The following is a 21,910-nucleotide window of genomic DNA, read 5'->3' on the forward strand; positions in this document are numbered from 1 at the left end:
AGTAGACAGTTTTTTATTTTCTGTCTACTTTTCTTGTCCTAGTTTAATATCCTTATTCATAGCATTTTTTTCTTTAAAAATAGAATCGTATGAATTGTTAATTTCCCGAATTAATTCTTCTTTTTTCTCTTTATGAACTAATACATAATCGGGTGCAATGCATGTTTGACCTGCATTAAGTAATTTTCCTAAAACCAATTTGTTAGCTGCTTCTTCCATATCTGCTGTGTATCCAACAATAAAAGGCGATTTTCCACCTAATTCCAATACACATGGAATTAACAATTCAGCAGCTTTTTTGTAATAAATTTGTCCAACTTTTTCTGAACCTGTAAAGAAAATAAAATCAATCTTATTTTCAGAGTAAATTTGTCCAACTATTTCCTTGTCGCCTTCATATATTTTGACTTGTGCACTATTGAAAACGCTTGTTAAAATCTTTTTAACAACCTGATTCGTGTTAGGACATAATTCAGATAATTTTAATATTACATTATTACCTGCTCCTATTGCATTAATAGCAGGAATGAGAGATAAATTAAATGGATAATTTCAAGGACATACAATTAGAACATTTCCGTATGGTTCGCTTTTTATGTATGTCTTGCTGTAAAAAGTCTGAATTGAGTTTGTTACTCTCTTATTTTTTCATCATCTTTTTAGCTTTCTAATATATAAATTAAGTTCATTTAAAACTTGACCCACTTCAGTGGCTTCAGCTTCTAAGGGATTTTTATTTAAATCTTTTTTGAGAGCTTCATAAATTAGTTCTCTGTTGTTTAATATTTCTTCTTTAAGCTTTTTTAAATTTGATTTTATTTTCTTAATTTCGTGTTTATACATAACTATTATTTTACTTTATTTTATGATCGTAATAAATAGCTTTTACATAGTGTACAAGATCTAAAAAATAAAAAGCCACTTAAGTAAAGTGGTTGAGCTAAATTAGAAAAGCAAATATTTTTTCATTTTGTTCATTTAGAAATAATCTTACTAATTAAATATCATAATTTGTGATAATCACTTCCTGCACTATAACTCTACGATCTGATTTTGAGTCGATACCTCTTTTTGCATCAATCACATGAATATTTAAACCATCATAGTGACCATGTTATGACAAATTGCGTGTTTTAATTCACACATTTACAGGAAATAAAAAAATCACACATTTTGTTGCGTGATGACTTATTCGACTATTTTATATTAAAACAATATTTTAATGGTGCGCGAAGAGGGACTCGAACCCTCATACCGTAAGGCACTAGAGCCTAAATCTAGCGTGTCTGCCAATTTCACCATTCGCGCATATTTTTAGTGCTGAAAGGCATAAAAAAAGCACCATGCTTGGTGCCGTCTATAGGACTCGAACCTACGACCTACTGATTACAAGTCAGTTGCTCTACCAACTGAGCTAAGACGGCAATGGTGGAAGATAAGGGACTCGAACCCATGACATTCGCCTTGTAAGGGCGACGCTCTCCCAGCTGAGCTAATCTTCCAAAAATGGCAGTCTGTACGGGGATCGAACCCGTGTATGCATGGATGAAAACCATGTGTGTTAACCGCTTCACCAACAGACCATAAATGGCGCCGATTATTGGGATTGAACCAACGACCAACTGGTTAACAGCCAGCTGCTCTACCGCTGAGCTAAATCGGCATTTTGATTTGCTAATATATTATACATAAAAATTATTTTTTCAAAATTATTTTTATATTTTTTATTTCGGTATTTATTTGGTTCGAGACTATTATAGCACATTTTAATAAAGCAAATAAAAATTATTAAAAATCCAAGATAAGCATCTTGGAAATTGAATTATTTATATGTCTCTTTAAGTTCACTAAAGATTTGAATTAATTTATTTTTATTATTTATATCCCATTGTGTGTGTCCAGCTTGTTCTATGAAATATAAGTTACAATTATCTAATTCTTTAGATAGTAAATAGGCACCAATGGGTCTTGTATCAATATCATTTCTTCCGTGAACTATATCTGTTGGAATATGTTTTATTTTGTGTGCATTCTCTAATATATAGTTATCTGATGGTAAAAATGATTTATTGACAAAATAATGTGATTCCATTAATGAAATTTGATAATCATCTTCATCAGTTGATTCAAATAATTTAGGATTTATAGAAACAATTGATTCTTCTCATTTCACAAAAGCCCTACCTGCTTTATATTTTTTTTCTAAATCATCACTAGTTAATAATGAATAGTATTTTTCTAAAATGCTATTTCCACTTACATCTTGTACATAGGAAGCAAATTCATTATGTTTTTCTGGATAGAAAAATGAAGCACCTTTTTCATAAAGAAAATCAACATCTTCTTGTCTAGCTAAGAAAATTCCACGTAAAACCAAGTGCAATATATCTTCAGGATATTTAATTGCATAAGCTAGAGATAAAGTTGTTCCTCAACTACCACCAAACAGGATCATTTTATCTATATTTAAGTGTTCCTTGAGTTTTCTTATATCTTCAACTAATTGATTAGTATTATTTTTTTGAAGTTCAAACCTAGGTTTTGATTTACCACAACCTCTTTGATCGAACATAATAACTTTATAGCAATTTAGATCAAAGAATTCAAGCGATTTAAGCGAACTTTGACCACCCGGTCCACCATGTATTATAAAAACAGGTAATCCATCTGGATTACCGCTAACACTGAAATAAATTTGATGGATAGAATCTACTTGTAAATATCCATCATGATTTATTTGCGAATTATTGTTATTATTGTTCATTTGGTCTAGAAAATACATAGTGACCATTTTCAGTAACTAGAACATCATCTTCAATTCTAGCTCCACCTAAACCTTCAATGTAAATCCCAGGTTCAACTGTAATAATCATTCCAGGTTCTAAAACAGTTTGTGAATGAGGTGAAACTGATGGTCATTCGTGAACATCAATTCCTAATCCGTGTCCTGTTGAATGTAAGAAGTAATCTGCATACCCTTTTGAAGCAATGTAATCTCTACATACTTTATCAACTTCACAAGCTTTAATACCAGGTCTTACAGCTTTTCTACCTGCTGCAGCGGCTTCTTTAACAATGTTTAAGATTTCAAGTGCTTTAGGATTTTTAACTTTATCTTCACCTCCTAAAACTCATGTTCTTGTAATGTCTGCTGTATATCCCTTATATTTAGCACCGAAGTCAACTTTAAGTAATTCACCTTCCTCTAGAAGTTTATCAGTTGTATGGTGGTGTGGTTCGGCTGACGATGAAGCTGTTGCAACTATTTCATCAAATCCTTCTTTATCTCCACCGTGTTTCTTAAGTAAATAATTTAAATAAGCTCCAGCTTCTTTTTCAGAAATACCTGGCTTAACTCATTGTTTAAATTCTTCAAGTGCTGATAGAGAAATATCAATTACTTTTTGCATTAATTTAAGTTCTTCAGCTGATTTAACAATTCTTAAATCTTGAGCATCAACTCATGAAATTTCTTCAGGTTGCACCATTGATACAATTCTGTCTTGAACCTCTTTTGTTAAGTAGTTTTTTTCCAACACAATCTTCTTGAAGTTTCTTTTATCAAATCACTCTTTCATTGAGTTTCCTTTGATTAAAACAATATCAACATTTTTAGCATGCTTTGTTGCGTATTCAATGTATCTTCCATCAACAAATAATGTTGCTTTATCTTTTTCAATTGCAATATATCCATCTGATGTTTGAACATGTGCATATCATAATCTTGTTTGAGGTGCTTCTGAAATTAAAACTTCAGCTCCTGTTTGTTCAAACATTTGATCTAGTCTTCTTCTGTCCATAGTTTTCTCCTATTGATTGTTAATGATTTAATAATTATAAAACTTTTATGCATTTTAAATAAAAATCTAGCATATGCTAGATTGGAAATTATTATAGAGAAAAATGTGACTATTTCTTTTCTCTGTGTGTTTTGTGAGCGTTACATTTTGCGCAAAATTTAAGTAACTCAATTTTTTCAGGGTGTGTTTTTTTGTTTTTCTTTGAAATGTAGTTTTCCATTTTACATTCAACACACACTAATGTGAAACCTTCTCTAGCCATTTTTTCTCCTTTACATTGAATGAAAATTAATATTTATAAATATTTTTATATATTATAAACTATAACTGAAAAATACAAAAAGTATTTAAGTCCAATAATTAAGTATTATTTATTAACTTTAAATTATTACTTTTCTAATAATCAAGCAATTTCTTCTTTATAAATTGGTCCAGTTTCTGGAACTGGTGTTTCAAGGATAATTGGGATATTATCAAAATCAGGATCATGAACAAATTGTTTTAATGTTTCATATCCAATTGCTCCCTTTCCAATATTTGCGTGCCTATCTTTATGCGAAGCAATTTCGTGTTTTGAATCATTTAAATGGATAACCTTAACTCTCTTAAGTAAATCTCATTTGAACAATTCTTTTTTAAATTCTTCATATTCTTGAAGATCATAACCTGCATCTCACATATGACAAGTATCTAAACAAACTTGAACTCTATCTGAGTTAACTCATTTAAGAACATAAGCAATTTGTTCAAAATCAACACCAATTTCAGTGCCTTTTCCAGACATTGTTTCTATACAAATAACAACATTATTTGTATTTTTAATTATTTCATTTAAAGTGTCAATTAATGTATCCAGTGCTTCCTCAGTTGGGTGTCCAACTGCTGCACCAGGGTGTAGAACTAAATATTCGAATCCTGCTTTTTCCATTCTTTGAACTTCTTGAATTAAGAAATCTTTAGCAAAATTTGATTTTTCTGGATTGGCCGGATTAACAATATATGGTGCGTGAACAATAATATCTTCTTTAGGGATAAATGAAGAAAACTCTTCTTCATATTTTTCTAAATTGTATTTAGATACATCAACCCTGTTTGTGTTTTGGGGTGCTCCTAAATAAATCATAAAAGTGTTAGCGCCATAACTGATAGCTTCCTGACCTGATGCATATAAATAATTTGGAGCTTTAAATCCTATGTGTGATCCTAATTTAATCATTTTGTTCCTTTCGAGTTTCTTGTGTATTTTGTGAGTTTTCTACTGAAGTTGTTGCAGGTTCATTAGATTCTGATTGATTTGTTTGATTATCAGCATCATCTGATTTTTTTCTAAATCCAAATCTTGATTTTTTGTTACCTGTAGTTGAAATATGTTTTTGCATTTCTACTAAAAATGCCCCAGCAATAAGACCTGATGGAATGGCAATAATTGCAACAGACATTAATGATAAGAATGAAATAATTCCTCTTGTTATAGATGCATGAGGTGTAAAATCGCCATAACCAATTGTTGTTAGTGTAATTGTTACATAGTATAAAGATGAACCAAATGTAGTTACGTAACCTGATTCTAGACTTAAAAATCCATCCATATAACCAATAATATTGTCATTTGGTAAATCTGCATAACTTACTGATGATAAATAATCAAAGATAACCACAGCTTTATCATGAGATGTTGTTGCATCTTGTATTCTTTGAATGTATTCTTGATTATTAATTTCTTTGAAATACTCTAAATTAAATGTTTGATCTCATTTGTGATCAATGATGTATTGAATTTGAGATTGTTTTAAGTGATTTTTTTCATTGTTTCAAATTAATAAAGCAAATAAGAAAATTAAAATAAGAATTAATATAAAAATGTAAGTTAATATCTGTCTTTGTTTTTTAAACACATTAATAATAATTTGGAATGGTGCAAATAATGTTAAAACAAAGAAGAAACGGATAATTTTAAATACGTTAAATGATTTAAATAAATGGAAAATTTTTGCTTCTTCATTTTTGTTATATGCAATTTCCTCTGATGCAGGCATAAGAAAACTGATTGCATAGAGTGAAGCTAAAATACAGAATAAAATACAAATTCCATTGAATGAAAAAATATACTTAAGTACGATTTTTCAGACTTTAGTCTTTCCATCTGTATATAAATACTTGTAAGTAATAAAGTGTAGAAAGTAATCTACTATAAATATAAAGAATGTAATGACTTGGACAACAACTAAAAAACGATCAAAATGAGCTTTGTTAGGCCCTTCTTTCACTGTAATCAGTGAAAAAAAAGAAACTAAACAAGCAAATGTTATTATAGCTGCATAAATGTATGAAAAAAGTTGAATTCTCTTAGAATATGGAGATAAATTATCATCATAATTTGAGTTAGATCAAATAATATGAGCTAGTCCTTTTCACGTATTTTTACTTAAATTTCTTATCTTAAACATAATTTAATATTTTATATAGTTTTTTACAAATTTAAACATATTAGTTAGTCGGATATTTAAGCATATAAGTAACTTTTTCTTAATTTTTCACAAATGTGAAAAAAATAAAATATTTTCTTATTAAAAAGTGATCCACAATCTTGATAAGGTATATAAGCAGGGTATATTAAATAAATCGAAAATAATATTTTCGGGAAGGTCATCTTATGTTTAAAAAATGAATTAAAAAAATATTTTTTCCTATATTAGGATTTTCCACAATCGCAGCAAATGCAATACCATTAAAAACAAAAGTTAAAAAAATTGATTATAATGCATTTTTAAGTAGCGAAGATACTTGACTATCAACCAATGACACAGGCGAAGAATATTTACATGCAAATAACTCTGGAACAATTACTGGATTTGGAAAAATAAATTACAGTGCTCTTGTTGAGACTACGAAAAATATACAACACCTAACTATACCAATACATGATGATAAATATAAAACTTATGTTTTTCCAAGCGATTCTAAATCAGTTACTATTAATTTAGTAAATCCTGCACAAAATTATGATTATAGTAAGCACAATAGATTTCCACAGTTTTTAAAAAGAAATGATAATCAATCAGGAATCCTTCTTGCATTTGATATTTCAAAAACAAAAATTACTCATAATCTTAAAGTATCTCTTGAATGACCAGCCGTGGACTATGGTTGAGGATTAAATAGAGATGAATTAAATCAATTTGTTAAAGAAACTGGAATGGATATTGAGGATATTAGATTGTTCTTAACTGATTTCTTTGATATGAAAGTTCTATTAAGTGAAAATGAACAATATAATAATGAGTGAGTCCAAAATCACGAGTGAAATACAAGCAAAGGAATTGACACGAATATCGAAACAGTCAAAATACCTGATCATATAGTTGCTAATAATAAAAAGTTTTATGTACAACTAATTGGAAAACTTAAAACACCTCATAAAGCGTTAGAAAAATATAAATATGAAAAAGGTTTATGAATAGCATTATACTTAATGAAAATAAGGGTAGTTATAGCAGGGGAGAACGACGAGGCTAACACAGAGTATTTAGATGATGAATATGAATATCATGATGAAGAAGAGGATGATAGATAATATTAATTAGCTAAATATGAAATAAAAAATAGTGAACAAGCAAATTAAACTGTTCACTATTTTTATAATTTTATTTTTTGATATTGATCTATCTTTTTGATTTATCATATGGGATACCAGCGGCAGCTGGACCTGATGATGATTTTGATATAAATATCATAACAAATAGAGTAATCACATATGGTACTGCTTTAACTAATTCTGAATATTTTTCTGCTTTAATATAACTTACACTAAATGATGATACTGAAATCATAATTGAAAATAAAAGCGATATAACTACAGCGATTGATATTCTTCATCTTGACACAATCATAATAGCCAATGCTAAGAATCCTAAACCTTCAACATCTTTTGTAATTGAGAAAGGTCCTTGGAAACTTTGAGCATAAAATGTTCCAGCTAAACCTGCAACCATTCCAGCTAAAATAACTGCTTGTCATTTAATTTTATTAACATTGATACCAGCAACATCAGCTGCTTGTGGGTTTTCACCAATTGCTCTAAATCTTAAACCTCATTTAGTTTTTCTTAAGGCAAATCAAGAAGCAAATGCGATGATTAGAGTTGCGAATGTTTTGAATGATACTATATTTTGATACTCACCTAAAGATGAACTTAAAGCTAACTCAGATCTACCATAATAAGTTGCAGTTTGTCCTTCTTTTTGTATATCAAGAATAAATAACATTAAAATACATGCAATACCTGTTGCTAATAATCCCATAGCAAAACCTGAAATTGTTTGGTCTGATTTTAATTTAATTGTAGCTAAACCAAATAATAATGCAAATAATGCTGATGCACCTACGGATAATAATGTTAAAGGAATTTGTCAAAGCATTGATGTTTGCTCTTTGTGAAAAATAAAATCTGTTAATATAACACTAAACATAATATACATTATGGCCCCAAATACCATGAAACCATTAATTGCAATGTTGACGATTCCTGCTCTTTCTGAGAAAATTCCTGAAATAGAACCTAATAAAAGAATGCAAAAGAAGAATACTGAATATGAAAGAATTAATTCCATAATTATTTAGCTCCTTCCATTGATTTTGATTCTTGAATTCTTAAAACTCTATTGTCTCATGGTTTTATAATGTATTTATTTACAAAATCATTATAAATTTTCTCTCTAATTTCTCTATAAACTAATTTTCTTGAACGTTTAAGAGCTTTTGATTTTTGAACATAAGATTGATACTCATCAACACCTAAATCAGTTCTAGTTTTTTGTAATGCAAATTTCTCTTTTGAAATTTCATCATAAATAGTCATTTTTGACTCGACTGATTGACCTTTTAAAGTAAGAATTAAACTCGCCACTCTCGCTTCATAAGCTTTTTCATATCTTGCAAATACTTGAAGTTTTTCTTTTGAATATCTACGTAAAATCTTGATTTCATCCTTAATTGATGTGTTGTAAATTTTTGATTTTAATTCTAGAATTTCAAATTCTAACTTCTTAACTTCATTCGCAGTTTCCTCAGATATTTTTAATTTATTAACTCTTAGCTGACCATCATACTCATTTTTAGCGTATGATCTTCAATCAGCATTTGCTTTTTCTTTGGCTAAGTATAAAGCTCATAAATATGCTTTTGAAGTTTCATCTAATTCTTTCACGTGTTCATTTCTTGATCAGTATTCATAGAATTTATCTATTTGTTTTTCATAGAATTTAGCAAATGTAAAGCTTGAAAGTGTGTCTTGTAATTTTTGTTTTTGTGCTTTTTTGTATTCTTTTAATTTAACAGATAATTCTGCAATTTGAGCTTTTGTTTCTTTAACCATTTGTTGATATTGTAATAATCATTCTGAATAATATGATTTGCATTTTTCATCAATTTCTTCTTTTGTCATATCAGGATCCGAAGAAATTAAATTTTCTGCATATAAAGCTCTTGCTTTATTTCAAGATTTTTTAATATGATATCTTGATCTTAAATTATGATAAATAGAAAAGTTTTGTCAGTATTCTCTATGACACATTAGAATAATTTGTTTTCATACATAACGCATTGGTCTAAATTTATAGAACATAATAGATAACGCTGACATAAATATAATTATCCCTGTGATAATTGGGAAGAAATCTTTAGATACTTTTGGTCCTATCTCTGTAACTGAGAATGATGCTTGTCCACTTCGTATCATTCCATATAGGAAACCAGTAGCAAGAACACCAAATGGATTATTAAGAGCAACAAGAGCAATTGCTATGGATTCAAAACCAATAGCTAAAGGAGCTTGTGGTTTAATAGCCACTTGTCTTGTGTATACAACAATGTAGAAGAACCCACCTAAACCAGCAAGAGCTCCTGCTATTGCCATTACACAAACAGTTACTGTTTTTTCATTTATTCCAACATATTTTGAGTTTGTTTTATTTAACCCAACCATTTTAATTTTGTACCCAAGTGTTGTTTTTGAATAAACAAATCAAATCGCTACTGCAATTACACAAACAAGTGTAATACCAATGTAAATAAATAATCTTTGAACATCAATCCCTAAGTCTCTACTTAAGTTAGTGAAAACTAACTTGGCAGTAGTACCTGGTTCCAGACCGATTCAATTTGTATAATTAGGATCTGATTGAGGTATAAATACATCGTTTGAGAATGTGAAAAGTCAAATACCTAAAAATGTAACAATTCAGTTAAGAAAAATTGTTGAAATAACTTCATGAACATTAAAGTATGCTTTTAAAATACCCGGAATTGCACCAACCATAGCACCGATAATGATACTAATGAACATCATTCCTAATAAAAAGCTTAATGATAAATTCTTTAAATCAACTCTTGTACCAGCTAAAATAGCAAAGAATAATATACCAGGTAGCAACATCTGTCCTGAAACACCAATGTTGAATAATCCAGATTTAAACCCAATTGCTACAGAAAAACTCGCTAGTGCAAAGAAGATGAATAATAATAATGTATCGTTAAGAATATATTCACTAAAAGCAAACTCGAAAATATTTTGCACAAAAGTGAAAATTGTTGTTTCTGTTCCATCAGCAATACCTTTTAATCAGTAGATTACTGAAGCAAATAATAAACCAATTAAAACTGCTCAAAGAGATGAATAAAGTTTTCTTCTAGATGATTTTTTATCTTCAAGCATTAAATTTTCTTTAATTTTATTTGCTGTTAATGTGAACATTACTCACCTCCTTTCTTGTGAGCCATATAAACTCCAATTTCTGTTCTTGTAAGTTCTTTTGCAGGTTTCACAGCTAAAATTTCACCAGTGTTAATAACTGCAATTTTATCTGCCAATGATAAAACTTCATCTAATTCATATGAGATTAATAAGATAGCTTTACCTTCAGCTTTTTCTTTTAATATTCTTTCATGAATATTTTTGATAGCTCCAACGTCTAATCCACGTGTTGGTTGTAATATTAAAATGAAATCATGTGGTGAGTTCATTTCACGACCAACAATGAATTTTTGTTGATTCCCTCCTGAAAGAGATCTTGACATTGAGTATCCATTTCTTGCGCCACGAACATCAAATTTTTCAATAATATCTTCAGTTTCTCTTTGCATAGCTCTATTGTTTAAAAGTCCAGCTTTGCTGTATTTTTTATCTCAAAGTCTACGTAAAATTGAATTATTTTTAATGTTATAGTCAAGAACTAAACCGTGTTTATGTCTATCACTCGGTATGAATGAAAGACCTAATTTTGAAATATCATAAACTGATAATTCATTTATGACAAAGTAATCATCATTAACAACTTTTTTCTCATTTGTATCTGATAAGTAGAAATATGTAAGTATTCCACTCACTATAAATGCAAACATTAATACACTAAACATAATCATTAGTCCTAGTGCTACAAGTGGAACAGTAGCTAATAATGAAATTAATGATGTGATTGCTAATGCTGAAGCAGAAGCAATACCAAATGATATTAAAATAACAAATAATTTATTACGTTTGATTAATTTAGCATGCTCATTTTCAAACTTTAATAATTTATTCACTTTCAATAAAACAGTAGTGATAATACTTAAACATAATACAATAATTGAAGAAGCTAATGCTACTACTATTGATGTATTTGTTGATGTAAACACTAATGCAGCAAATAGCACAGCAAAACCAGAAACTAAACCTAATACTAGGAATAGTATTTTAAAAACTAGCAACTGTCTTTTGCTCATTTGCTTTTGAAAACTAGTTTTTGCAAAAATAGTTTTTTCTTTAAATTTTGGTCCATATATTGAAAATAAAATCAACATAAGAAGGATTATACTGAAAGAAATCGCCAATCCTCCACCGATATTCATAATAGCTTTTGTTGAATCAGATTGGTAATTAGCTGCAGCTAATAAACCTAAACCTGAGTATAAGAATACAAATAATGAAATCAATAACATAATTATATTTTTTCTTGTTTTTGATTTTTGGATTAATTGCATTCTTTCTTTAACAAGTGGTGTCTTTTTACAAAGAACTTGACCTGTTGTCGGTTTTATCATTCCACTAACAACTTTTTCTAAGTCAGTTTGTCCATTACCTTCAACTCCGGCAATAGCAACAATTTCACCGCTTCTAATTTCTAAATTAACATTTTTCAATGGTTTTTCACCATCTGTAGAAACGTTATCTAATTTGAAAACAACTTCATTTTGTGATGTATCTGAATATTCATTTCTAATAATTTCGACATCACCACCAACCATACGGTTAGCCATTTCCTCAATAGAAACATCTGCTACTTTGAAGTTTCCTACAACCTTACCGTGTCTTAAAACTGTCGCATTATCAGCAACTTCTTTAATTTCGGCAAGTTTATGAGAAATAAATAAAATTGTTTTACCTTGTTCCCTGAATAATTTGAATGTATTCAATAGACCTTGAATTTCTTGGTCTGTTAAAACAGCAGTTGGTTCATCAAAAATTAAAATATCTGAATCACGATATAACATTTTCATAATTTCAACTTTTTGTTGAGTTGCAACTGTTTCTTTACCAGTTAACCTGTTTAAATCAAAATGCAAATCAAACATTTCTTGAATTGTTTTGATTTTTTCAATAGCAGGTTTGAAATCAATAACTCTAGTAAATTTATTTCTATCCTCAGCTCCTAAAACAATGTTTTCAAGGTTTGTATATACATCAACAAGTTTAAAGTGTTGGTGCACCATACCAATACCTAATCTATTAGCATCATTAGGACCTTTGATTAAAACTTCTTTTTCATTTACTTTGATAATTCCTTCATCAGGTTCATACAACCCGAATAATATAGACATTAAAGTACTTTTTCCAGCACCATTTTCACCAATTAAAGCGTGAACTGTACCTTTTTCTACTTTAAAGCTAATATTCTGGTTAGCCTTAATAGAACCGAAAGATTTAGAAATATTATCAAACTCTATTGCATAAAAGTTTTGTTTCATATCTTTCCTTGTGTTTTTAATATATTAAAAAAATAAATAATAGAATTTAATGTCTATTATTTACATTTTAATTATATATTTTTTATTCTTAATTTTATCATTTAGTGTTTTCTCTTTTATTACAAGGAGGTAGGTATAAAAATAAAAAGGATACCAAAATTAGGTACCCTTTAAAAAATTAAGTTTGTTGAAAAATTATTTTAACATTTCGCCAGTTAATTCTTGAATTAAGTCAGGAAGTGATAAAGTTGCAGAATCTGTTTTATTTAATTTATCTGATGAAATAAAATCTATGTCCTCTTCAGATAATTCTTTAAATTTAGCATCATATTTTGCTAATAATTGATTCATTTTTGTTTTCATTGCTTCATCTTTGAGTGTACTTTGTGCATAACCAACTCACCCTTGTTTGAAACTTCCTCTAATTGAGAATGATCTCTCTGGTGTTTTTGTACTATAAATATTTTTGCTATCAATACCATATGTGATGTATAGGATTGTATCGTAAACAGCTTGTGCAATATTTTTTGTAATTGATGTATAGAATTTTCCTGAGTCTTTTGATCTTGATTTTGCTTGATCAGTATCCACTCCGATTACACCAATGTGATCTGTATTTGCTTTTTTCTCAAGTTCATCTAATGTGAACCCTGTCGCTGGTCCAGCAACTGGTAAAATAACTGTTGGATTTGAAGCAATTGCATTTGCGATTGCACTATCCATTGGTTTACCTGATTCAAAAGCAGTATTAAGTGCTACACTTGAAAAGTCATTTGCAAGACCTTTACCTTGTGTTGGTCTAACTTTTTTATTAGCATCTGATTGAGTTTTATTTATATCAAGAATACCTCTGTAGTAACCTTTAATAAAATCAACAACTCCATGGAAAGGCATACCTCCAAATGCTGTTACTTTTCTTTTGTTTGCATATGACTCTTCTGTAGCCATTAATTCAGCAACTGCTTGTCCAACGATATATGATGATTCAGCAACTTTAAAATCTAAACCATAAAAGTCTCCATAACCTTGAAGTTCATTTGGATCTATTGTGAAGTCTGTACCTATGATTTTTACATTGTTCTTAATTAATCTATCCTTATTTTGTTGGATGTATGCTTTAATTGCATCTCCATGTGTGAACCCTGAAAGAATTCAAATGTTATATTTCCCTAATAAACTATTGTAAGTATTTTCATAACTATTACTTTCTGGTTCTGAGTAAGCAAATTTAGGTTCTGAACCTGTAAGCTCTTTAATGTCATCAACATATCTCATCATTCCTTCATATGATGATTGGTTAAATGATAAGTCAGTTACGTGACCAGAGTCTGTTACAACAACAACAGAAAGTGGAGTTTTACCTTGAATAGTTTCAGCTGTTAAAGTTGTATTTCTCGTAATGTCTGCAATTGGAGTAATATTAGCTCTTGCTCCTGAAGTTGTTTTGTCTGTTCTTCCACAAGAGATTGCAGCAACTGGTGCTATAGCTGTTGTGATTCCTGCAACAGCTAATAATAATGATTTAATTTTTTTCATTTTTGTCCTTTTGTTTAAATAATTATTTAAAGAAAATGAGGATACTATAAAGATATCCTCATTAATATTATAAAACTTTTATTTATCAAAGTTATTTTTTAATTTTTAAAAAAGTGTCAACTGATTTGTTTCATTTAGTTCATCAAGAACCTTGAATTCTTCATTCAATATCTTGTAAAGAGTTTGATTCACTCTTCCTCGTTTTCTAAAGTCTTCTTTTGAAACAAATTCACTTTCATTTCTAGCATTAACAATTTCAGTTGCTACAGCTTCACCAAGTCCACCTACAACTGTAAATGGAGGTATAAGAGCATTATGTTCATAATCTATAACTCATTCAGTTGCTAATGATTTAGTTAAGCTGATGTTTGAAATACTTAATCCACGTGCATACATTTCTCTTGCGAGTTCTAAGGTTTGTAATAACTGATCGTCTTTAACTTTTCTGTCATTCATTAAGGTTATTTCCTTAATTTTTTTATTAATTTTTTCAATCTTAAAGTCGTTCATCATTACATGTAAATCGAATTCAGTTGCTCTAGTTGTGAAAAATGTTGCGTAGTATTCTAAAGGCTTATAAAGTTTAAATCAAGCAATTCTTCAAGCCATAAGAACATAAGCAGTAGCGTGAGCTTTAGGGAACATATATTTAATTTTTTGCATTGAATCAATGTATCAAGATGGGACATTGTTTTTCTTTAATATTGCAACTTGTTCTTCCGTTACACCTTTACCTTTACGTACTTGTTCCATAACCTTGAAAGCTAATTTAGACTCAATATTTTTCTTCATTAAGTATTCCATCATATCATCACGACAGGAAATAACATCTTTTAATGATAATCCCATATCTTTAATAAGTGATTGAGCATTTCCTGTTCAAACATCTGTCCCATGAGAAAGACCTGAAATTGAAATTAAGTCAGCAAATGATTCGGGTTGTGCTTCAATCAACATCTTTCTAACAAATGATGTACCAAACTCAGGGATACCTAAAGCACCTGTTGGTTCGCCACCGATTTGTTCAGGTGTGATATTTAATTCTTTAGTAGTTGAGAAAAGTGACATAACTCTTTTATCTTTTTTAGGTATGTCTTTTTTAACATCTAAACCAGTTAATTTTTCAAGCATTCTAATCGCCATTGGGTCAATGTGTCCAAGTAAGTCTAACTTAAGGACATTGTCGTGGATAGCTCTATAATCAAAGTGAGTTGTTTTTCAATCGATTGAAGTATCATCGGCAGGATAGTTAACAGGTGTAAAATCTTCAACATCGAATTCTTTAGGAATAATTAAGATACCTCCAGGGTGTTGTCCTGTTGTACGTTTAATGTCTTCAAGTTTTGAAGATAAATAATCAACAAAAGCATTTGAATAACCCAAGTTATATTCTTCATTAGCTTTTTTAACATAACCAAAGGCAGTTTTGCTTTGAATTGTAGAAATAGTCCCGGCTCTTAGAGTATGACTGTCACCAAAAAGTTTCTTAACTTCATTATGAATAATCGGTTGGAAGTCACCAGCAAAGTTTAAGTCTATGTCCGGAACCTTATCGGCATCAAATCCTAAGAATGTTTCGAATGGAATGGTGTGTCCATCTTTATTCATAAGTGTTCCACATTTATCACAATTTTTATCATCTAAGTCAAATCCTGAAGTTATATTAGAATCTTCATTTAAAACGAAGTTTTTACAATTTGGACAAATGTAGTGAGCTGGTAATGGATTAACTTCTGTGATACCTGCAAATGTAGCAACTAAAGATGAACCAACACTTCCACGACTACCTACAAGATATCCACTTTCCAATGATTTTTTAACCAAGATATGCGAAATTCAGTAAATAACATCAAATCCATATTTAAGAATAGGTGTGATTTCCTTTTGAAGTCTTTCTTCAATCATTTGAGGAAGTACTTCTCCATACCTTTCATGTGCTGTTTTATAAACTAATTCTTTTAATTTAACTGCTGAGTCATCAAATTTAGGTGTGTAAAGTTTGTCGTGAACAATTTTAATTTCTGGATCAATTAAATTAGCAATCTTGTTTGTATTCACTATAACTAAATCATTAATTAATTGCTCATCATTTAGGAATTTAAATGACTCAAGCATTTGATCGGTTGTATAAAACTCTAAATCAGGCAATAAGAAGTTTCTTCCCTCAAATTCAACTTTTCTATGGTCAAATAAGAAGTGCGAAGAGTTACCAATACCTTTTGAATAAACAAGACATCTGAAGACTTCCTTATCTAATTTATTTTTATATCTAACATCCCCGATTGCAACAGGAATTTTGTTAAGCTTATTCGCTCAATTAATCATTCTTTTAATAGCATCATAAATTTCTTCTTGAGTAAATTTTTCCTGTGGTTCTAAGTAATGTTTTAGTGCATTAGGATGTGGTATTTCAATGTAATCAGCAAATTCTGCTGACTTTTGAATTTCAACATCTGATGAATAAAAAATATTGTCTATAAATCTACTTTTAAGTCCACCTGACCCTATTAAAATGTTTTCAGTCTTCTTGATGTCCTCCATAAATAATTTAGGAGACTTAAAGAATCTTTCGGTTAATGAAAGTGTGATTAATTTAGAAATTTCTTTAATTCCTTGTTGGTTTTTAGCAAGAACAGAAATTTGATTTGATCTAACATGTGAGTAAACATTTGGTTCATAAGTATTATATAAATCATCAAATGTTAAAATACCTTTCTCTTTTAACATTTGAATTGACTTAATTCAAGCACTAGCAAGAACACCAGCATCGTAGTCTGCACGGTGAGCTACTGCCGAATCGTAACTAACTTGTAAATATGAACAGTAATTCCCTAACGTATGTGAACGTTTTTCAGGGAATAGCAATCTGGAAATGTTAAGTGTGTCGACAAAGAATGTGTTTGGAACTTTTTTTCCTTGCTCAATGAACTTTTGGATAATAAAGTTAAAGTCGAAGTTAGCATTATGAGCTACACAAACTTTATTATTTAATAAATCATAAATTTTGTCAAGAGCTTCATTTAACTCAATCCCCTCTTCATCTAACATTTTTTGTGTAATGTTAGTTAAGCTCATTGTTTTAGCACTAAGAGGTTTTTGTGCCTTAATAAAGAATTGTAAGTCTTTATGATTAAAAGCATTATGCTCTTTAACAATTTGAGCACCAAATTCAATTAATTCTCCTATTTGCGCTGATAAGTGTGTTGTTTCAATATCAAGCACAACAAATTCAGTTTGCTCTAAAACCGCATTTTCATCGGGCGAATAATTTAATAAGAAATTATGATTTTTTGAAATAACATCAAAACTAACTCCATAAATTGGTTTAATACCAGCTTTTTTAGCAGCTTTTTCGAAAGTTGGATAACTTTGTACACCATTTGAATCAACTATAGCAACTGCTGAATGTCCATATTGTTTAACTATGGAAACAATATCTTCAGCATTTAAAAGTCCATCCATTGTTGACATTTTTGTTCTTGTGCTAAGCTCAACTCTTTTTTCATAAGCTAAATCTTCTTGCTCTTCTGTAAGTGGATCAACTTTGCTAAAAGAGTTAACTGTGATTTGTTTATTGTACTTGTCTACACCATTGTAAGTTGAACCATATGGATTAGAAACTCTACCCATAGCTTCAACTGTATCTCCAATTTTTGGAACATAAACATCTTTATTATTTTCTCTCTCAAAGAAAACTGTACTAATAGCATCATTATAATCAGTAATTGAAATGTTATGAATTTTTAACCCTTTGTTAGTGTCTCTAACATCAGTTTTATAAACATAACCAGTTACAGAAACATTTGTAGTTTCATCTTCATAAGGAAGTTCGTGAACTTCCTGAATTGTGTATTTTGTATAACTAGATGGTGAACGTCTTTTTCCTCAACTTCCTTTATCATAGCTGATTGAACCTTTTTTAGATGAAGTTGAGGCTGTGTCGTGATCACTAAATTGATTTTTGATTTTGTCATAATTTTGAAGGATGTTATTGTTGATTTGTTCTTTTAAATCAAATGTATTGACTTTAACATTTAATTCAAATGAATCAAAACCAAAAAGTTCTTTCATATACTTATTAACTACCTTAAGTTCTTCTTGAAATTCAGGAGTATTTTCATAATCAAAGATATGTGCTAAATATTTTCCTGTTTGTTCATCATAATTAACATTTTGAAATCTTAATGCTCTTGCAATTCCACTATTATCTGGAAGAGTTTTCTTAACTACATATTCCAAATAATTAAGAACTAATGGACTTGATAAATATTCATTATTATCGTATTTAAATTTGAAATTAACTCTTTCTTTTATAGCTGCAATTGTTAAAGTTCTTAAATCTTCAAGTGATGGAATTGTTAAAAGAGTTAAAGTAACCTCTAATCTTTCTTCATTTGTATTTGAATTTTTAACAACCTTAATACTATTGCTATCTATTTTCGCATCCGAAAATGATGCGATAAAAGGTAAATTTAATTTGTTAGCTAATAAATTAAATTTTTGATTTTTGTATCCTTCCATTACTTCACCACCTTGTATAAGTTATAAAAATATTATTATAATTAATATATAGTATTTTTTATTAACTATCTTTTAAAAATTTAAATATTGAAAGAAAAAATGACCTATAAAACTGATGAAAGACCACATAAGAATAGTATTTCAATTGCATGATAGTCATTTATATTTCAAATTATAGCTTTAATACAATTTCTGAATTGAATCGTTAAAAATAAAGCATCGAATTACAAAATAAGATTAAGAAAAGTAGACAGTTTTGACCTCTGTCCACTTTTCTTATCTTAGTTTAAAAAATTAGTAATTTAATGATACTTGCGATTCGTATTATATAAATATATTCTATTCACCGAAACTTCTAGTCCTATCTCCTAAAGGTATTAGTTGATTTCTTATATTCATATTCTTTAACAGTCTCTTTTAATTTCACAATTAAACCTGCATCATCGAATGGTTTTGTTTCTTGAGCATTCACTCAAAGAATTGTTAAGTAATAAACTAATATTTTTTGTTGAATTAAATATTCTTCTCAATATGTATCATAAACATTTAAGAAAAACTCTTCTTGCTCTTTATTTAAGTATGAACCACAAATAAAGTAAGCTAAATCAAAATGCTTGTCACCCATTGAAGCATACTCTCAGTCGATAAAGTAAACTTTGTCGTTTAAGTCTAGGAGAATATTGTTTAAGTATAAATCATTGTGCAATGGTCTATTTGATTCAGAGTTTTTTAATATTAAATTAATTCTCTTATAGTAATCATTAAGAACATCAATTTTTATTCCTCTTTCATTCAGAATTCTTCTATACTCTTTTACTCTTGAAGCTACATTTGTTTTAGGAAACTGTAGCTTTGAATCGTGTAATGTCTTAAAATTATTCGCAATTTGAGTCAAAACATCTTCTGTAAACACTAATGGTTTTGTCTGAATATACTCTCATTCAACAGAATTTTCTGTTTCATTAATTAAACGAGGTACAAAATCAAATTTCTCAAGTAATGCGTAATCTAACTTATGATTGAATTTATTTAAAACCTTTTCTTGATAGATTGAATTTTCAGTCATATATGTCTTATTTGTATGTCCAATATTTATCGGTTTTTTCATATGTACCTCCACATTTTATTTTTTAAAAGTATATAATTAAGAATTATAAAAGGAAATTAACAACTATGAAAAAATTATCAAAATATATTGTTATGGATTTGGGTAACACATTCATCAAAATAGTTAATTTCAAAGTCGACTTAAGGACAAAAGAAATTAAACAAGGTAAGGCAAAAATTATTGACTACTTTGCTTTTACCGAAGAGCTTACTAAGATACTTAAAGATCTTGAAGACACGAGAATCCTTGTGGCTGCAACTAATACAGATGAGGATTTATGCAAAACCATTATCTTCACCATGGCAAGTAAGTTGAATTTTATGTCTAATGATTTAGTTTACTTAAACGATGAGAAAAAAATAATTATTAAAGGGATGTCTCACTTAATTGATAAGAATATAAAACACAAAAGTTCTATTGGTTTTGATATCTTATCAGCATTACTTATAAACTGAATTAAATATAAAAAAGATTCAATTAACTTATTAGGAACATATTGAGTTAATTTAAAAATGGAAAACTTAATTCTTAAAAGTGTTTCAATAGCTAGAATGGTGGATTTTTTCGATATCCCATTTGTAGCTCCTTCAATAATTGAAAGTGAATTAAGAGTACCTAAAACTAAAGAAGGAACAACCACAAAAACAGCTACGTTAAATGGTTTAAGCTCTTTATTATCAGGTTATGTATCTTCATTTGATAAACCAGAAAACTCAATAATTTCTGGTGGTTGATCTAGATATTTTGATAAAAGTTTATTTAATATTGAAAAATTCATTGTAGCTGAAGGCTACTTGCATATGTATCTTCAATTTCTTCAAGAACTTGAAGATTAAGAAAGGAAATAATGAAAAAAGAAGAACAAAAATCTTTTTGAATAAATAGAGTTATTCCTGCTCTAATTATCGGACTTGTTCTAGTTATATTTTTAACAGTATCAAAATACTCTTTTGATTTTAATTTATATAAAAACTTTAAAGATGGAGTATTTTGATTTTTAAGAACATTGTCTATTTTGATTTTTGTAGGATTTGCTTTTTGAATTTATTATGAACTATCAAAAGCATATCTGCAAAACCATAAAATATTTAAATGAGTTTTACCTGCTTTAGCAGTTGGGTTGCTCTTTGCTTATCCAAACTTCCTTAAGTTCTTAACAACTCGGATAACACCCTCAGAAAGTATTTTAGTTAATAAAAATATATTACAAATTGGTTCAGTCTTTACAGATGCTACTTATGGTGCATTTAGTTTCTTTGACGCAATATGACCTTTAACAATTACATTAATTTTTGTATTAATTAGATTTTTAACTGTTAAAAATATTAATCTCAAATATTTAGCAATTAAAGCTTTATCATTCTTTTTCATCTTTTCATTCTTAACATACTTCTTAAAATCATTTATGGTGCTACTTGCACAAACTTACGCTATTGAAGTTATTTTATTAATTGTATTCATCGCAATGTCTTGTGACATTGGAGGATACTTTGGTGGAAGATTTTTAGGGCACAAGTTTTTCAAACAAAAACTTGCTCCAGCTATTAGTCCTAAAAAGACAATTGAAGGTGCTATTGTCGGAATTATTGTTGCAATCTCAGTTACATTAGCATATATGGGAATAGCTTATGGAATAGCATCAGACAAAAATCAAACATTAATGCACATAATGATGACACCATGAAATGTAGATGGTAATAGCTTAAATATGATGTTTGTGTATTTAATGTTATTTATCTTCCTTGCACCTATGTTTGCAATCTGTGGAGACTTAGCATTTTCACTCATAAAAAGAAGAAATGAAATTAAAGATTTCTCAAACTTACTAAGAGAGCACGGTGGTATTTTAGATAGATTAGATTCAATCTCTTTTGTATTTATTTTATTTATCACACTATCAATGTTTGCGATAATATAACAAATGCAACTACAGTTACAGCAT

Annotated in this window: 15 protein-coding genes and 5 tRNA genes; 3 read left to right on the forward strand and 17 right to left on the reverse strand. The window is 29.0% G+C overall.

Annotated elements, in window-relative coordinates:
• Positions 1-24: 24 nt before the first annotated feature.
• The 11 genes from NPA13_RS02645 to NPA13_RS02695 all read right to left on the reverse strand — a co-directional run bounded on the left by NPA13_RS02645 (position 25) and on the right by NPA13_RS02695 (position 6,247).
• Positions 25-843 carry an aldehyde dehydrogenase family protein gene (locus tag NPA13_RS02645; protein WP_257088953.1) on the reverse strand — a complete coding sequence of 273 codons (819 nt, stop codon included), beginning with the start codon at positions 841-843 and terminating at the stop codon, positions 25-27.
• Between the two features lie 380 nt (positions 844-1,223).
• Positions 1,224-1,308, reverse strand: a tRNA-Leu gene (locus tag NPA13_RS02650).
• 40 nt (positions 1,309-1,348) lie between these two features.
• Positions 1,349-1,424 (reverse strand) — tRNA-Thr (locus tag NPA13_RS02655).
• A gap of 2 nt (positions 1,425-1,426) precedes the next feature.
• Positions 1,427-1,502, reverse strand: a tRNA-Val gene (locus NPA13_RS02660).
• A 5-nt stretch (positions 1,503-1,507) separates the two neighbouring features.
• Positions 1,508-1,583 (reverse strand) — tRNA-Glu (locus tag NPA13_RS02665).
• Positions 1,584-1,588: 5 nt separating this feature from the next.
• Positions 1,589-1,663: transfer RNA gene (locus NPA13_RS02670), tRNA-Asn, on the reverse strand.
• 159 nt (positions 1,664-1,822) lie between these two features.
• Positions 1,823-2,764: a prolyl aminopeptidase gene (gene pip / locus NPA13_RS02675; RefSeq protein ID WP_257088955.1), complete on the reverse strand. Its 942-nt coding sequence runs from the start codon at positions 2,762-2,764 to the stop codon at positions 1,823-1,825.
• Positions 2,754-3,800: a M24 family metallopeptidase gene (locus NPA13_RS02680; RefSeq protein WP_257088957.1), complete on the reverse strand. Its 1,047-nt coding sequence runs from the start codon at positions 3,798-3,800 to the stop codon at positions 2,754-2,756. Before NPA13_RS02680 ends, pip begins: the two co-directional genes overlap by 11 nt.
• A 109-nt stretch (positions 3,801-3,909) precedes the next feature.
• Complete coding sequence (gene rpmG, locus NPA13_RS02685) at positions 3,910-4,062, reverse strand: 50S ribosomal protein L33 (protein ID WP_257088959.1); 153 nt, start codon at positions 4,060-4,062, stop codon at positions 3,910-3,912.
• A 126-nt stretch (positions 4,063-4,188) separates the two neighbouring features.
• The gene (locus tag NPA13_RS02690) at positions 4,189-5,016 is read right to left on the reverse strand and encodes a deoxyribonuclease IV (RefSeq protein ID WP_257088961.1); all 828 of its coding nucleotides are present in this window, start codon (positions 5,014-5,016) and stop codon (positions 4,189-4,191) included.
• Positions 5,009-6,247: a potassium channel family protein gene (locus NPA13_RS02695; protein WP_257088963.1), complete on the reverse strand. Its 1,239-nt coding sequence runs from the start codon at positions 6,245-6,247 to the stop codon at positions 5,009-5,011. Before NPA13_RS02695 ends, NPA13_RS02690 begins: the two co-directional genes overlap by 8 nt.
• Before the next feature lie 206 nt (positions 6,248-6,453).
• On the opposite strand from NPA13_RS02695, the gene NPA13_RS02700 reads away from it, so the two are divergent.
• Positions 6,454-7,374: a hypothetical protein gene (locus NPA13_RS02700; RefSeq protein ID WP_257088965.1), complete on the forward strand. Its 921-nt coding sequence runs from the start codon at positions 6,454-6,456 to the stop codon at positions 7,372-7,374.
• Between the two features lie 88 nt (positions 7,375-7,462).
• Here NPA13_RS02700 and NPA13_RS02705 read toward each other — a convergent pair whose 3' ends face one another.
• The 6 genes from NPA13_RS02705 to NPA13_RS02730 form a co-directional block, all read right to left on the reverse strand.
• Positions 7,463-8,410, reverse strand: a complete 948-nt coding sequence (locus tag NPA13_RS02705) for an ABC transporter permease (RefSeq protein ID WP_257088968.1) — start codon at positions 8,408-8,410, stop codon at positions 7,463-7,465.
• 2 nt (positions 8,411-8,412) lie between these two features.
• A complete protein-coding gene (locus NPA13_RS02710) occupies positions 8,413-10,551 on the reverse strand; it encodes an ABC transporter permease (RefSeq protein ID WP_257088970.1) in 2,139 nt (712 codons plus the stop codon).
• Positions 10,551-12,803 carry an ATP-binding cassette domain-containing protein gene (locus tag NPA13_RS02715; protein WP_257088972.1) on the reverse strand — a complete coding sequence of 751 codons (2,253 nt, stop codon included), beginning with the start codon at positions 12,801-12,803 and terminating at the stop codon, positions 10,551-10,553. Before NPA13_RS02715 ends, NPA13_RS02710 begins: the two co-directional genes overlap by 1 nt.
• A gap of 195 nt (positions 12,804-12,998) precedes the next feature.
• On the reverse strand, positions 12,999-14,339 hold the full coding sequence (locus NPA13_RS02720) for a BMP family ABC transporter substrate-binding protein (protein ID WP_257088974.1): 1,341 nt from the start codon (positions 14,337-14,339) through the stop codon (positions 12,999-13,001).
• A 105-nt stretch (positions 14,340-14,444) separates the two neighbouring features.
• Positions 14,445-18,860 (reverse strand): PolC-type DNA polymerase III, encoded by a 4,416-nt coding sequence (locus NPA13_RS02725; protein ID WP_257088976.1) that lies wholly within the window; start codon positions 18,858-18,860, stop codon positions 14,445-14,447.
• Positions 18,861-19,221: 361 nt separating this feature from the next.
• Positions 19,222-19,968 carry a phosphotransferase gene (locus NPA13_RS02730; RefSeq protein WP_257088978.1) on the reverse strand — a complete coding sequence of 249 codons (747 nt, stop codon included), beginning with the start codon at positions 19,966-19,968 and terminating at the stop codon, positions 19,222-19,224.
• 65 nt (positions 19,969-20,033) lie between these two features.
• Here NPA13_RS02730 and NPA13_RS02735 point away from each other — a divergent pair, with 65 nt between their 5' ends.
• The gene (locus NPA13_RS02735) at positions 20,034-20,804 is read left to right on the forward strand and encodes a hypothetical protein (RefSeq protein WP_257088980.1); all 771 of its coding nucleotides are present in this window, start codon (positions 20,034-20,036) and stop codon (positions 20,802-20,804) included.
• 11 nt (positions 20,805-20,815) lie between these two features.
• A complete protein-coding gene (locus NPA13_RS02740) occupies positions 20,816-21,886 on the forward strand; it encodes a phosphatidate cytidylyltransferase (RefSeq protein WP_257088982.1) in 1,071 nt (356 codons plus the stop codon).
• The last annotated feature ends 24 nt before the right edge of the window (positions 21,887-21,910 follow it).

It is taken from the genome of Mycoplasma sp. 2045, assembly GCF_024582715.1.
Lineage (GTDB): Bacteria > Bacillota_I > Bacilli_A > Mycoplasmatales > Metamycoplasmataceae > Mycoplasmopsis.